This is a genomic window from Metabacillus litoralis (assembly GCF_003667825.1).
GTDB lineage: Bacteria > Bacillota > Bacilli > Bacillales > Bacillaceae > Metabacillus > Metabacillus litoralis_B.
The window spans coordinates 4,827,686-4,842,062 of sequence record NZ_CP033043.1 but is presented as its reverse complement, the minus strand read 5'-3'; the positions used below and the strand labels follow the sequence as shown (position 1 = coordinate 4,842,062).

17 protein-coding genes are annotated in these 14,377 nt (G+C 37.0%); 4 read left to right on the top strand and 13 right to left on the bottom strand.

Annotated elements, in window-relative coordinates:
• Positions 1 to 77: 77 nt before the first annotated feature.
• From D9842_RS23725 to D9842_RS23715, 4 genes are all read right to left on the bottom strand, one after another.
• A complete protein-coding gene (locus D9842_RS23725; protein WP_162987543.1) occupies positions 78 to 1,019 on the bottom strand; it encodes a hypothetical protein in 942 nt (313 codons plus the stop codon).
• A 276-nt stretch (positions 1,020 to 1,295) separates the two neighbouring features.
• On the bottom strand, positions 1,296 to 1,424 hold the full coding sequence (locus D9842_RS26435) for a hypothetical protein (protein WP_257535938.1): 129 nt from the start codon (positions 1,422 to 1,424) through the stop codon (positions 1,296 to 1,298).
• Positions 1,425 to 1,523: 99 nt separating this feature from the next.
• Positions 1,524 to 2,258, bottom strand: a complete 735-nt coding sequence (locus D9842_RS23720) for an anti-sigma factor (protein ID WP_121665172.1) — start codon at positions 2,256 to 2,258, stop codon at positions 1,524 to 1,526.
• On the bottom strand, positions 2,255 to 2,815 hold the full coding sequence (locus tag D9842_RS23715) for an RNA polymerase sigma factor (RefSeq protein ID WP_121664581.1): 561 nt from the start codon (positions 2,813 to 2,815) through the stop codon (positions 2,255 to 2,257). The genes D9842_RS23720 and D9842_RS23715 overlap by 4 nt, the downstream gene beginning before the upstream one ends.
• A 202-nt stretch (positions 2,816 to 3,017) precedes the next feature.
• On the opposite strand from D9842_RS23715, the gene D9842_RS23710 reads away from it, so the two are divergent.
• Entirely contained in the window at positions 3,018 to 4,709 is a 1,692-nt protein-coding gene (locus tag D9842_RS23710) for a catalase (protein WP_121664580.1), read from the top strand.
• A gap of 52 nt (positions 4,710 to 4,761) precedes the next feature.
• Here the strand turns inward: D9842_RS23710 and D9842_RS23705 are convergent, their stop codons facing one another.
• Positions 4,762 to 5,745, bottom strand: coding sequence for a Gfo/Idh/MocA family protein (locus D9842_RS23705; protein ID WP_121664579.1), 984 nt, complete (start codon positions 5,743 to 5,745; stop codon positions 4,762 to 4,764).
• A 207-nt stretch (positions 5,746 to 5,952) separates the two neighbouring features.
• Between D9842_RS23705 and D9842_RS23700 the strand changes: the two genes are divergently transcribed.
• Positions 5,953 to 6,810: a Cof-type HAD-IIB family hydrolase gene (locus D9842_RS23700; protein ID WP_121664578.1), complete on the top strand. Its 858-nt coding sequence runs from the start codon at positions 5,953 to 5,955 to the stop codon at positions 6,808 to 6,810.
• Positions 6,811 to 6,864: 54 nt separating this feature from the next.
• Here D9842_RS23700 and D9842_RS23695 read toward each other — a convergent pair whose 3' ends face one another.
• On the bottom strand, positions 6,865 to 7,374 hold the full coding sequence (locus tag D9842_RS23695; protein WP_121664577.1) for a hypothetical protein: 510 nt from the start codon (positions 7,372 to 7,374) through the stop codon (positions 6,865 to 6,867).
• Positions 7,375 to 7,448: 74 nt separating this feature from the next.
• Complete coding sequence (locus D9842_RS23690) at positions 7,449 to 7,934, bottom strand: PCYCGC motif-containing (lipo)protein (protein WP_121664576.1); 486 nt, start codon at positions 7,932 to 7,934, stop codon at positions 7,449 to 7,451.
• 328 nt (positions 7,935 to 8,262) lie between these two features.
• On the opposite strand from D9842_RS23690, the gene D9842_RS23685 reads away from it, so the two are divergent.
• Together D9842_RS23685 and D9842_RS23680 are read left to right on the top strand one after the other, a co-directional pair.
• Positions 8,263 to 8,586: an ArsR/SmtB family transcription factor gene (locus D9842_RS23685; protein ID WP_121664575.1), complete on the top strand. Its 324-nt coding sequence runs from the start codon at positions 8,263 to 8,265 to the stop codon at positions 8,584 to 8,586.
• Positions 8,587 to 8,857: 271 nt separating this feature from the next.
• Positions 8,858 to 9,253 (top strand): ArsI/CadI family heavy metal resistance metalloenzyme, encoded by a 396-nt coding sequence (locus tag D9842_RS23680; protein WP_121664574.1) that lies wholly within the window; start codon positions 8,858 to 8,860, stop codon positions 9,251 to 9,253.
• 48 nt (positions 9,254 to 9,301) lie between these two features.
• On the opposite strand, the gene arsC is transcribed toward D9842_RS23680, so the two are convergent.
• The 6 genes from arsC to D9842_RS23650 all read right to left on the bottom strand — a co-directional run bounded on the left by arsC (position 9,302) and on the right by D9842_RS23650 (position 14,360).
• Positions 9,302 to 9,721, bottom strand: a complete 420-nt coding sequence (gene arsC / locus D9842_RS23675) for an arsenate reductase (thioredoxin) (protein ID WP_121664573.1) — start codon at positions 9,719 to 9,721, stop codon at positions 9,302 to 9,304.
• A gap of 24 nt (positions 9,722 to 9,745) precedes the next feature.
• Positions 9,746 to 11,044, bottom strand: coding sequence for an arsenic transporter (locus tag D9842_RS23670; protein ID WP_121664572.1), 1,299 nt, complete (start codon positions 11,042 to 11,044; stop codon positions 9,746 to 9,748).
• A gap of 14 nt (positions 11,045 to 11,058) precedes the next feature.
• The gene (locus D9842_RS23665; RefSeq protein ID WP_121664571.1) at positions 11,059 to 11,403 is read right to left on the bottom strand and encodes an ArsR/SmtB family transcription factor; all 345 of its coding nucleotides are present in this window, start codon (positions 11,401 to 11,403) and stop codon (positions 11,059 to 11,061) included.
• 134 nt (positions 11,404 to 11,537) lie between these two features.
• Positions 11,538 to 12,314, bottom strand: coding sequence for a sulfite exporter TauE/SafE family protein (locus D9842_RS23660; RefSeq protein ID WP_121664570.1), 777 nt, complete (start codon positions 12,312 to 12,314; stop codon positions 11,538 to 11,540).
• Between the two features lie 69 nt (positions 12,315 to 12,383).
• Positions 12,384 to 13,511 (bottom strand): MBL fold metallo-hydrolase, encoded by a 1,128-nt coding sequence (locus tag D9842_RS23655; RefSeq protein WP_121664569.1) that lies wholly within the window; start codon positions 13,509 to 13,511, stop codon positions 12,384 to 12,386.
• 273 nt (positions 13,512 to 13,784) lie between these two features.
• Complete coding sequence (locus D9842_RS23650) at positions 13,785 to 14,360, bottom strand: sulfurtransferase TusA family protein (RefSeq protein WP_121664568.1); 576 nt, start codon at positions 14,358 to 14,360, stop codon at positions 13,785 to 13,787.
• Between the last annotated feature and the right edge of the window lie 17 nt (positions 14,361 to 14,377).

Sequence of the window (14,377 nt, the reverse complement as noted above, 5' to 3'; positions counted from 1 at the left end):
GGACATGGGTATGATGAGGTTCGTTGAGGTTTTTCTAGTGGAGATCTTTTCTCTGGCCTGATTTAGCTTGTATCGGGTCACATTTTTCTGCTGGGGGGGATTTGTGTCTCGATTACCTCTGTATCGGGATGCATCTTTCTTCTGGAGGGCCTTTTCTGTACCGATTCTACTTGTATCGAGACACATCTTTCGGCTGGAGGATCTTTTCTGTCCCGATTCTCTCTGTATCGAGACACATCTTTCGGCTGGAGGACCTTTTCTGTACCGATTTCCCCTTGTATCGAGACACAAATTCCTGCTGGAAAACCTTTTCTGTACCGATACTGCCTGTATCGAGACACATCTTTCCTCTGCTTGTCCTTTTCTGTCCCGATTCTCCCTGTATCGGGACACATCTTACTGATGGAGGACCTTTTCTGTCTCGATTCTCTCTGTATCGAGACACATCTTTCGGCTTGAAGACCTTTTCTGTCCCGATTCCCCCTGTATCGGGACACATCTTTCGGCTTGAAGACCTTTTCTGTCCCGATTCCCTCTGTATCGGGACATATCTTTCGGCTTGAAGACCTTTTCTGTCCCGATTCCCTCTGTATCGAGACACAAATTCCTGCTGGAGGATCTTTTCTGTCCCGATTCCCCTTGTATCGAGACACAAATTCCTGATGGTGCACCTTTTCTGTCCCGATCCCCCCTGTATCGAGACACATCTTTCTGCTAGAGGACCTTTTCTGTCCCGATTCCCTCTGTATCGGGACACATCTTCCTGCTGGAGGATCTTTTCTGTCCCAATACTGCCTGTATCGAGACACATCTTTCCTCTGAGTATCATTTTCTGTCCCGATTCCTCCTGTATCGAGACACATCTTTCGGCTGGAGGATCTTTTCTGTCCCGATTCCCCCTGTATCGGGACACATCTTTCGGCTTGAAGACCTTTTCTGTCCCGATTCCCCTTGTATCGAGACACAAATTCCTGATGGTGCACCTTTTCTGTCCCGATCCCCTTTGTATCGAGACACATCTTCCTGCTGGAGGACCTTTTCTGTCCCGATTCCCCCTGTATCGAGACACATCTTCCTGCTGAAGAACCTTTTCTATCCCAATCCCCCATATATCGAGACACAACTCCCCTCTCCAAAACCTTTTCTATCCCAATCCCCCATATATCGAGACACAACTTCCCTCTCCAATCCCTTTTCTGTCCCGATCCCCCCTGTATCGAGACAGCATCTTCTTCAAAGACACCTCTTTATATAAAAAGACTGTCCCCTATATCCGGGACAGCCCATTTCTTTAATTATTTAGATCTTTTTTCGTTGTGATTTCTTTCAGCAGGATCATTTCCAAAATCTTTATCGGTGTTAATCGCATCACTTGCTTTTTTCATTTTCTCTTGCTGATTTTTATGACTGTCTCTTTTAGCCATTCTAAAATCCCCCTTTACATAGCATTTTTCAACACTTATTGTTTGCTAAAAGTGAGAAAAGATACCTTTAGTAAAAGAGAATTCATCAATCTTATCAACCTAAATACCGCCAGCCAAAACAATGTCTCCTTTTGGAGTTGGTAAATCTGGCTCTTGTTCCACTGTAATGGCTATTGTGTCCCAGTCTCCTTCAAGTCCATCTAATGAATATGTTAATGTACCTTGACCGGAATCATTCGTTTGAAAGGCACCAGCAGGATAAGGCTGTCCTCCCTCAAGAACCCATAGTTGATAAACTTCATCATCCTGGAGCTTTGGTAAGTTAGATGCTTGTAGGAGAATCGACTTCTGCCCAGCTGCTGATAAAAGAGAGGCAATTGCGATGCCATCTCCCTGACCATCTGGAGGTAGTAATGTTACCTGAGATGTTGGCATGAGCTCCTCGCTTTTTGAATTTTGGGTCACTTCTCTATATAAATAAACATTTGTGGCCAGTGACAATAATAATGCAGCAGCAATTGTTGGAATTAAGAATCTCGATCTTCCGCTTTTCTTTTTCAGTTCTACTACTTTCTGTTCTGAAACCTTTTCATGACTTTCTTCTATTACCGTACTCCCGTCATATATATTCTCAAGCACTCTTGCTTTCATTCCTTTTGGAACATCAATTTGCTCCGAAAGGTAAGGTAATTCTTCCGTTAAACTCATTAGCTCTTCCAACTCTTGCTTACAGGCCGAACAACCTTCTAAATGTGATTCAAATTCCTCTATTTCCTCATTTGATAATGTTCGATTGTAATAATCAATTAAAGAGATACATTGTTCATTTGTCATGTGATGTCCCTCCCTTCCTTACCTAGCATGTTTTTTAAGTGTTTTAATGCAATCCGAATCCTGCCCTTAACAGTTCCCAGCGGAATCTCACACTGATCTGCTATCTTTTGCTGACTTAATCCTTTAAAGTAAAATAATTCAATTATTTGCTGCTGTTCTATTTTTAGATTTGACATGGCCTGTTGAATTTTTTCTCGTTGTTCTTTCTGTTCTAGCTTTTGCTCAGTAGAAGCTTCATCAACAACTAATGAGTCTTTCTCAATTACTTCTTCATGCGTATATCTCTGGCGTTTTCTAATTTCGTCAATTGCTTTATTTCTTGTGATCGTTAGAAGCCATGAAGAGAATTTCCCTTTTTTCTCATCATAAAGATTTGTTCCATTCCACAGCTTCATAAAAACATCTTGGATAATCTCCTCTGACAAGGTCGTATCCTTCGTTATTCGATAAGCGAAAGAATAAACAAGTTTTTCATAACGATCATATAACTGTTCAAAAGCAATGCGATCTTTATTGGCAGCTTTAGCATATAACGATGCATCATCCTTCTCGATCATATGAATCTCCTTTATGTTGTTTTTCTAAGAATAGCATATTATCAGATTAGCTTAATAGATATTGTGCTTTTATGATCTTAATAAGAGTACGATTACTCTATTGATTTAGATCATACAAATTTTATGTATCTCTTGTATATTTTTGGTTCCTTTAGCAAATAAATGATTATGTTGATTTATTTACTATATAGGAGGCTGACCATTGAAAAAGGATAATTCATATAATGAAGAATTTGGTGCTTCTAATGATGACTCATTAGATCATAGTAAATCTGGAAATGAGCAAGATGATACATTAACAACCCGCCAAGGGCATCCTGTTATGGATAATCAAAATATCCGTACGATCGGTGACCGTGGTCCTGCCACTCTTGAGAATTATCATTTCATTGAAAAAATTTCACATTTTGATCGTGAAGAGGTACCAGAGCGTGTTGTACATGCACGAGGATCGGGTGCATTTGGATATTTTGAAACATATGGAAAAGTTGGCGATGAGCCTGTAGAAAAGTATACGCGCGCAAAAGTATTTTCTGGTGCTGGAAAGAAAACACCATTAATGGTTCGTTTCTCTACAGTAGCAGGAGCTAAGGATTCGCCTGAAACAGCACGTGATCCACGCGGCTTTGCGGTTAAAATGTATACTGAAGAAGGAAACTGGGATCTTGTTGGGAACAACCTTAAAATTTTCTTTATTCGTGATGCAATGAAGTTCCCTGATATGATTCATGCTTTTAAAGCAGATCCTGCTTCAAATGTACCGAATCCAGAGCGTATGTTTGATTTCGTTTCCCGTACACCAGAGGCAACACATATGATCACTTTCCTATTCTCACCATGGGGCATTCCAGCTACATACCGTCATATGCAGGGATCTGGTGTTAATACATATAAATGGGTTAATGCTGAGGGTAAGGCTGTTTTGGTCAAATATCACTGGGAGCCAAAGCAAGGCATCCGTAATTTAACCCAAGAAGAAGCTGACTCTATTCAAGCGAAAAACGTTGGGCATGCAACACAAGATTTATATGAAGCGATCGAGCGCGGGGATTATCCAGAATGGGAGCTTTTTGTTCAAATCATGGAGGATGATTACCATCCTGAACTCGATTTCGATCCTCTTGATGATACAAAGCTTTGGCCAGAGGATAAATTCCCATGGCTACCTGTTGGACGTATGGTGCTAGATCGTAATCCAGTGGACTTTCATGCTGAGATTGAACAAGCTGCCTTCGGTACAGGGGTTCTTGTTGATGGCATGGACTTTTCAGATGATAAAATGCTACAAGGTCGTACGTTCTCCTACTCCGATACACAGCGCTATCGTGTTGGAGCAAACTATCTGAAATTACCTGTGAATGCACCTAAAGCGCCTGTTCGCACAAATCAGCAACGCGGACAAATGGATGTGCGTGATCCAAAAGAGTCTGGAGATAATCCTCATATTAACTATGAGCCATCCATGCTAGGAGGATTTAAGGAAGCAAGTAAAGAAGGACGTGCGCCTCACCAACCAACTTATAATGCAGCGGCAATGAGCGCACCAATTGATCGACCTAACAACTACGGTCAAGCTGGTGACACATACCGTAGCTTTGAAGATTGGGAGCGCGATGAATTAATTAAAAACCTTTCGGAAGCACTTGCAGCATGTAATAAGAAAATTCAAGATGCGATGATTGAACACTTTACACAAGCTGATGAAGATTATGGCCGTCGTGTAAAGGAAGGTATTGAAATGAAAGTGAAAGAAATGAAGGAAATGAGCAGGGGTGAGGTTCCAGGCCGTGAAGCAGGAAAGTCAAAATATGGTCAAGGTGGACTAGGTTCATTAGCTGCAAATGAAGCAACAAAAGACGCTGTAAAGAAAAGCCACGAAGCCGATCCTTATTAAGGAAGAATGAAAAATGGGTCAGTTCCCTCTAGTGGGAACCGACCCATTTTTATTATTTATCAGCTGGATAAACTAAGCCAAGTTGCTTACGAGCAGCTTCAATTACTGTAGCTGTTATTAAAGAATTTTGATGAGAATTCATTTCAGATTGATGCTTACTTTGAGTAACAAGTTCAATAAATTCTTTCGCTTCATAATACATGCTTTCAGTATCCTGAGGTTGTGTCAGATCCTCAATAGTTCCATCCTTATAATGAATCTTTACACTCTCAGGGGTATGAATTTTATCGATAATAATACTTCCATTTTCTCCTTGGATTTCGGAAGGAACATATGAATTTGTAATTTTTGAATACATAATGACCGCATCCATTTCATCATATGTGAGCAGGATACTTCCTTCTCCATCAACACCTGACTCAAGCATATAACCTGAAGATTTGATTTCATTTGGTTCTCCAAATAATGTGATTGCAGGGTACACGCAATATATTCCTATATCCATTAGAGAACCGTTGGAGAACTCCGGCTTAAAGGCATTTAAAACAGTACCTTCTTTATATTTGTCATAGCGTGAAGAATATTGGCAGTAGCTTGCAAAATAACGTCTTACTTTTCCAATCTTATGTAAGTTTTCTTTTATAGCTAGGAAATTTGGTAATAAAGTTGTTTTTAATGCCTCCATTAAGACAACGTTATTCTCATTAGCAGCCTTAATCATAGCATTCACTTCATTCCTATTAGAAGCCATAGGCTTTTCACATAAAACATGCTTACCTTTTTCCATACAAAGAATGGCTTGAGAAGCATGAAGTGAGTTTGGACTAGCAATGTACACCGCATCAAATGTGTCACTGCCTGCGAATTCCTCTAAATCTGTAAAAATATGCTCAGCATGGTGTTTGTCTGCAAAATCCTTTGCTTTCTCAGCTGTTCTTGAGTATACAGCTGTTAAAGAAAATCCTTCTACTTTGCTTGCAGCTTGGATAAAACTTTCTGTAATCCAATTTGTTCCGATAATACCGAATCGAACCATACGAATCCCTCCAACATGTACTTTCTTCTATGTGCAAGTATATCTTTTTTTCAATAAAAGAAAAAGAATTCATTAGATATTTTAAATTTTATTATCTTTTCAAACGTTTTTCTCATGATTTCAATGAAAATATGTCATAATAAATAATTGAGTTAATATTACTAGATCCTACATACATAATTGAAGATATAGCAAAGGAGAAACAATATGAAAAAATTAATTGCAATTGATCTTGATGGAACATTATTGTCATCTAATATTGATATTTCAGCAGAAAACATTCAAGCCATTCAAGCTGCTCAACAAGCAGGTCATGTTGTCATGATTTGTTCAGGTCGTGCACCGGAAGATATTAAAACAGTAATTGATAAAACTCCACTACAATGTCCTGTTGCTGGAAGTAACGGCACAATGGTTATTGCTGATGGAAAACTATTAAGTCAAATATCAATAAACAAAGATATTGTCAAAAATGTAACAGAAGTCCTTAATCAAAAGGAATATCCATTTAAAATTTATAGTAATAAAGGAATCTTTGTTGCTTCTACTTGGTCTGAAAGAATGCTCTCATTCCTTGATAAAAATCAGGAAGTTTTAAACCATTTAACTCCTAAAGAATATAAGCTTATGACGGAGCAACCAAAGGAAACGGATAGCATTAAAATATTTGAAGAGCTTGATGCAGTGCTAGCAATTGAGGATCTTACTGTTCAAAAATTCTTTATCCCAACCATCTCTGGGAAAGAAGAGCTCATTTCCTCATTAGAAAAGTTTGAAGGAATTTCAATTACAACGTCTGGTCCGTTTAACATTGAGATTATGGATACAAACGGACATAAAGGTAACGGAATCCGAGTAATGGCTGAATATTTTAACATCTCAATTGAAAATACAGTGGCAATCGGAGATAACTTCAACGATGTTCCTATGCTTGAAACAGCTGGCTTATCAATTGCCATGGGGAACGGTGACCCTGCTGTTAAAGAAATGGCTGATGTTGTCACACTTACGAACAATGAAAATGGTGTTGCCCATGCTATTAATAAATATATTTTAGAAGCTTAAATAACATAAAAGAGCTAACAAGATCAAAGCCTTGTTAGCTCTTTTACGTAACGTTTACTCATTCAATACATGTAAATAGTTCTGCACAGTTAGAAGCTGCTCCTTGCTTGTCGCTTTCGGAGTAAACTCTCCACCTGCTTGTTGAATAATTGAATCGTACATCCCTTGTAGCTTTGATTGCTGAAGAGCCATCTCTATATGTGTTTGTCTTGCATTTGCTTTTTTCATCATAAGGGCAGAACTAAAATTATTATTAGCCATAGATTTAGAAGTTGATCTAGCCTTTAGAGCAATTTTCTTTTCCTCTTCCGTTAATGTTACCGGCCCAAAACTCATCTGCTGCTCATGAAGATCTGGAAGATGCATCGGCCCCGGTTGATTAGGGTCAATAAGAGCAAGCATGGCACGAACATGACTTCTCATAACAGTAATAGATGTATGGAGCACCTTTTTTAGTGATGGATTTTGTACAATCATATAATCCTGTTTGAATTGATGGATAACACCCTCGTGTGTAGCTAAATGTTGGGCCATCAAGCCCAGATCAGCCGCAGGTATTCTCATATTACTCCCTCCTCACCTTCTTAGAGTATATGAGAGAAAGGAAGAGAAACATTCCTTTGTAGCCAAAAATTCAATCATACTTCAGGTGTTGGAGTCGGCTTAGCGTATCCTTCTTTATACATGTTATCAATTTTTGATCGTATCTCTTTCACTGTTTTTCCATTTTGATAATCAACAATGGATTGAGCCGCTATTTCTAGACACACACCACACTTTGTTCCATGATCGTCCCAAACGATAGTGCCATCTTCCCTATTTTCAAACACAAAACAATCATAGTTATTTTTATGATTTGCTGTTTCGCCACATCCACAGTAACAAGGAATGTTTTCCAATAATTCTCGATGTGCTGCTGAAGCTTTGTAGATCGTTTGCATATCCTCTGGTTTATCAGCTAAAAATGCTGGTAAAACATCTATACTTGCTGTTTCCTCGCGAATATCAGAAATTGTGCTATGTTGTTCATGATCTTCATGATTCTCTTCTTGGTCAGTGTCTGAACATCCTGTTATAAGGCTTCCTATTAAAAACATCATGATTAATTTGTTATATCTTTTCATATTATTTGCCTCCATTTAGTCTACGTTCCATGCTAATTTTAACATGTTCATAATAAACAGAGACAGGCAGATAAAAAAATTGTAGGTAACTTGAGGAAATCATTTTATATTCTCTATGTATCTAGCGAAACAACTCCTAATGCAAATTGATCCCATAACATCTTTTTCACTTTATCAACTTATTCGTCCTGACAATGAACCATTACAAAAACCACTAAAATGGGTAGAATATAAATATCAATTTTTTTTGATTAATATGATTGACAAATGTAAATTTTGGATATATAGTTGAAATATCAAAAAAAATTGATGAAGAAAAGGTGTTTCCATGAAAGAAGAAATCAACATACAAGATGTTTCTTTAGAAAAAACCTTTGAAATGTACGAGGGAAAATTTAAAGCAATTGCTGATAAAAAGAGACTACAAATCATGAACCTTCTTACACAAAAAGGTGAAATTAACGTTAATGATCTCGCACCAATGGTAGATATGACACAATCAAAGCTGTCGTATCATTTAAAAATACTTTTAGATGCTAACCTCATCTTAAAAGATACAAGAGGTACATTTAATTTTTACAAGCTCAATCTCGATGAAGTGAACCACCTTTTATCAGCAGAGCTATGTTGTCTATTCAGACCCACATGCTGATAAAAATTTTTGTCATATAAATCAATTTTTTTTGATAAATAGATCAAATTATTTTGTTTAAGGAGGAGTAATATGTTTAATGATTATGAAATTTATATGCTTTCAAAATTCAAACAAAACGAAATGAACCTAAATAAGGATAATATCCCCAAGAGGCGTAAAAGAAAAACAAATAATGACCTTTTAAAGACTAAATCATTTGAAATGCCTACTTGTTGTCCATCAGCTTGTTGCTAACCTTTTTATAAAATACAGCCTTAGGAGGATTTAAATGAACATTCATATTGGTTTAAATGTAACAAAATTAGATGCTTCCCTTAGCTTTTATTCGAAGCTATTTGGTACAAAACCTGTAAAGGTAAAACAAGATTATGTGAAGTTTTTATTGGAAGATCCTGGGTTAAACTTTACGTTACGACCAGTAGAACATGTTGAGGGTAACCATATAAATCATTTTGGGTTTCAAATATTCAGTAAAGATGAGTTAAATAAGCATAAAGAAAGGCTAGAAAAGGAGGGGTTTTTCTCGCGGAGTGAGAGCGATACAACATGCTGTTATGCAAGGCAAGATAAATTTTGGATTACTGATCCTGATGGACACGAATGGGAGTTTTTCTTAACGAAAGAAGATACTGAAGTAGACACTATTCAAACTTGTTGTGGTTAATAAGCTATAAGAAAAAGCCGAGAATATCTCACGGCTTTTTCTTTGTTATTATTCTCCAGTTTTTGAAAATCTCTCAATTCTTTCATCTATTTCATCACGAACACGCTGGAAGAATGCCCATTTCTCCTCCTCTGTTCCCTCGGCCTTTGCTGGGTCATCAAATCCCCAATGTACACGTTTAATGTGCGAGGGAGTTACAGGACAATTATCTGCTGCATGACCACATAATGTAACAACTAAATCAGCATTGTTTAAAATTTCAGGATCGATCACATCAGATGTTTGATTTGAAATATCAATGCCAACCTCACTCATTGCTTTCACAGCATTTGGATTTAAACCATGTGCTTCTAAACCTGCACTTTTTACTTCCCATTCATCACCTAAGTGTTTTTTTGCCCAGCCTTCTGCCATTTGGCTTCTGCAAGAATTTCCAGTACATAAGAAGTAGATTGTTTTTTTAGACATAATAGTTGCTCCTTTTTAACTATATTAATGGATGATAAGTAACCAGATATATAAACCAACAAGTGTAATAAACAATGTTGGAATGGTTAAGAGTATTCCTGTTTTAAAATACGTTCCCCAAGAGATTTTTACACCCTTTAAAGATAAAACATGCAACCATAACAAAGTAGCAAGTGATCCAATCGGTGTAATCTTAGGGCCTAAGTCAGAACCAATGACATTAGCATAGATAAGTGCTTCCCTTATGACACCTGATGTATTTGTATCTGAGATGGCTAAGGCATCAATCATAACCGTAGGCATGTTGTTCATAATAGAGGATAATACCGCAGCAATAAAGCCCATTCCTATTGTTGCAGCAAATAAGCCCTGGTCAGCTGTTGCTTGAATTAAATTTGCTAGAACATCGGTTAATCCAACATTTCGCAAACTATAAACCACTACATACATGCCGATTGAGAAAAACACAATTGCCCAAGGGGCACCTTTTATTACAGTTTTTGTGTTAACCGCAGAACTTCTTTTGGCCATAAGTAAAAAGAAAATTGCTATTATACCTGCAATAATAGATACAGGAATTCCAATAAATTCACTTGCGAAATATCCAACAAGTAATATACCCAACACAATCCAAGATAACTTGAACATTTTTTCATCTCGAATGGCATCTGCAGGTTTTTTTAATTGTGATAAGTCATAGTGTCTCGGAATACTTTTCCGGAAAAAAAGAAATAGAACTAAAATACTTGCACCTAATGAAAAAAAGTTAGGAATAATCATTCGCGATGCAAACTCAACAAACCCAATTCCAAAAAAGTCAGCAGAAACAATGTTTACTAAGTTACTAACGACTAATGGAAGCGATGTTGTATCTGCAATAAAGCCACTTGCGATGATAAATGGAAAGACCATTTTTTCACTAAAGTTTAAATTTCTAACCATTGCAAGAACAATTGGTGTCAAAATTAAGGCAGCACCATCATTTGCAAAAAATGCTGCAACAATCGCACCTAATATACTTACATAAATAAACATCTTTATCCCGTTTCCACGAGCTGCTCTTGCCATATGTAAAGCTGACCACTCAAAGAAACCAATTTCATCTAATATTAGCGAAATAATGATGATTGCAATAAACGCTAATGTTGCATTCCAGACAATAGACGTTACATCCAACACATCTTTAAAATCCACAACACCCACTAGCAAAGCTAAAATAGCACCACCACATGCAGACCACCCAATAGATAGTCCTTTCGGCTGCCATATAACTAGAGTAAGTGTAATTAAAAAGATAATGGATGCGAGAAATACTGATGTCATTCGTTACCCTCCATTCATTCACATGTGATCCGTAGTCCTTGATCTTCTAATTCTTTAATACGATAATCTTGATTTGGAAGGTGTTGAAGTAGGCTTTGAATGACTGGATAATAGTCACTATCTTTATTCAAAGAATAAATAATCCACTGACCTCTTCTCGACTCTTTCACAATGTTAGCATCTTTTAATTTTCGTAGATGTTGACTAATAGCCGGCTGACTAGTATTAAAAATAGCAACAAACTCACAAACACAGCAATCATTTGAATCTAACATTTTCACCATTGTTAATCGTGTTTTATCACCAAGTAGTTTCAGAATTGATGCTGTTTTCTCAAGTTCTATTGTAGTTTCCAACACACATTCCCCCCCTAAACCTCATCCGCATATTAATATATAATAATTCGCTTATATATTCAATATAAAACTTTGTTGTACTTTTAAATACGGTCCAATATACCTTGAACCGTATACCTACATAAGCTAATTAACTTTTAAATAATATCCATCCAAATTTTAATAGCAGTTGCAAAGATTAATAATGCTAAAATCACTTGTAGAACTTTTGTATTTACCTTTTTCCCTACCATTGCCCCTAAAGGTGATGCAATTAAACTTGCAACAACCATAATAGCGGCTGAACCATACTCTACTTGCCCAGTTGTCATTTTTCCTACAGTTGCTCCAATCGAAGAAATAAAAGTAATGGCAAGAGAGGAAGCAATCGTCATTCGAGTTGGAATTTTTAGGACTACTAGCATAATTGGCACTAATAAAAATGCTCCTGCAGCCCCCACAATTCCCGCTCCAACACCAACGATTAAAGCTAGGATAGCTGCAAGCCACTTGTTAAATTTCACTTGATCCAATGGAATTTCGTCAATTCCCTTTTTAGGTATAAACATCATCACGGCTGCGATTAAAGCTAATATACCGTATATAAGATTAATGCCATCATCTGACATTAATTTTGATCCATAACCACCTATAAAACTACCTACTAGAATACTTACTCCCATATAGATAATGAGTGCTTTGTTTAAATACCCACCTTTACGGTATGCCCACACACCACCAATTGTTGCAAAAAATACTTGAACAGCACTAATACCTGAAACTTCATGAGCACTAAATGCAGCTAAACCGAATAAAGGTGGAATATATAATAGCATTGGATATTTAATAATAGAACCACCAATTCCTAGCATACCTGAAATATATGAGCCTACAAATCCAATAATAAAGACCGTTATAATAAAAGCCATATCCATGTTTGTTTCCTCCCATTTAGAAAAGGGAACCTTACAATAGGTTCCCTCTATATATTCATACCGTTTAAATTATCTAACCGCACAGCGATTAGGTCCGATTTCCATTTCTCGTTGCGTTTCTTCATCTGGAGTGATTTTCCCCATATTTGTTTCACGAATTTCTTGATATGCATTTGGTTGTGGTGGTAAGTTTTCTGTAACAAGTTCTCTAAATTCATTTTCATCTTTAATGTTTAAACCATAATTTTCTGCAAACAAAGTTCCTAATCTTTTTGCTACACTTCCATCATCATTCAACTCATCAATAATCATAAAGTGAGCTGGTAATACAATTAGGTCCTCTGAAAGTTCACGATAACGTGAATATAAACTTTCTCTTAAATCAGCTACCCAATCTTCAGCCATTCCCGCTAAATCTGGTCTTCCAATCGAATCGATAAAGAGAATATCTCCTGATAATAGGTATGATGAGTCAACAACAAATGATGTTGAGCCAATTGTATGGCCTGGTGAATATATTGCATGAATATCAATAGCTGTGTTTCCAATTTGGACTGTATTACCACCTTCTAGTGGACTATAATCGAATGTTACCTCAGTTGCATCCTTTGGTGGTAACCAATATGTTGCACCAGTGTTCTCAGCAATCACTCTACCACCTGAAATATGATCAGCATGAAGGTGTGTCTCAAATACATGAGTAATAGATGCGCCAATCTTGTGTGCAAAGCTTAGATAAGTAGAAGTCATTCTAGTTGAATCAATTATTGCTGCTTCTCCATTTGAAATAATCATATAAGATAAGCAACCTTTTCCAATGCGAACAAATTGATAAATCTCCCCACCATCTCTTAGATCGCCAATTTTCACTGGCTCTAAGTGTTCACTCCAAGCCTTCATACCGCCTGCTAAGTAAGAAACATCTAAACCTTGTTCTGAAAGCATTTCTGCCACCATAATAGAAGAGCCTTCTTTCGCACACACCACTAATACTTCTTTATCAGAAGGAAAGCTATCTAAAATTTCTTCAACACCATCTAGTAACTCAAAATATGGGATGTTTAGGTAAACAAAGTTTTCTCCTTCTATTTTCCAATCTTGAAAATCTCCTTCATTACGAACATCGAAAATAAATAATTCTTCTTTGTTAAAAATCTTTTTTGTTACTTCTTTTGAATTCATCGCTTTTACTGTCATATCTTACTACCCCCTATGGTATATTAAAATTCAAAAAAATATATCAAATATAGTCAAGCGTAGAACCTGTTCGTTCCATTGCGCTCCAGACACAAGATTCGCCGGGGAGGAAGTCGAGCCTCCTCGGCTTTGCCTGCGGGGTCTCGCCCTTTCCTCTACCTCCCGCAGGAGTCAAGTGTCTTCTGCTCCATTTTACTAATTAATATAAAATTTGTAATCAAAGCTCAATTTTTTGCGAAATCAAGTAATTATCCAACTATTTAACCAGATACATTACCTAGTTAAATTGGATGTTATCCCAGACCACTCATTCATACCTGGTACAACATTGTTAACCTTTTCGAAACCTTTTTCAGTTAATTTTTGAGACGCGAGATCACTTCGGCTACCAGTTCGGCACACTACATAAATTTCATCCTCTTTATCTAATTCACTTACACGCTCATCTAATTCACCTAACGGAATAGAGATTGCGTTTGGAATATGGCTAAATGCATATTCAGCAGATTCTCTTACATCTAACACAACAATGTTTTTTCTTGCTTCCAGCTTTTGCTCTAGTTCTTCATTACTTGTTACATGTGGATGTTTTTTTTCGATCGTTTCATCATTTGAAGCTTTACGCAGATAATGCATTAACACATCTGCTTCTTCTAGTGTACCAAGATATTGATGTCCCGAGCTTTTTGCCCATGCTTGGATATCAGCCTTTGATCCTTTATCCGTGGCTTGAACCTCTAAAACCTGTCCTGCTTCGAGTTCATTCATTGCTTTCTTTGTTCTTACTATTGGCATTGGACATGCTAATCCTTTTGCATCTACCATTAAATCGGTTTTTAATGAGTTCATATATAAACTTCCTCCTC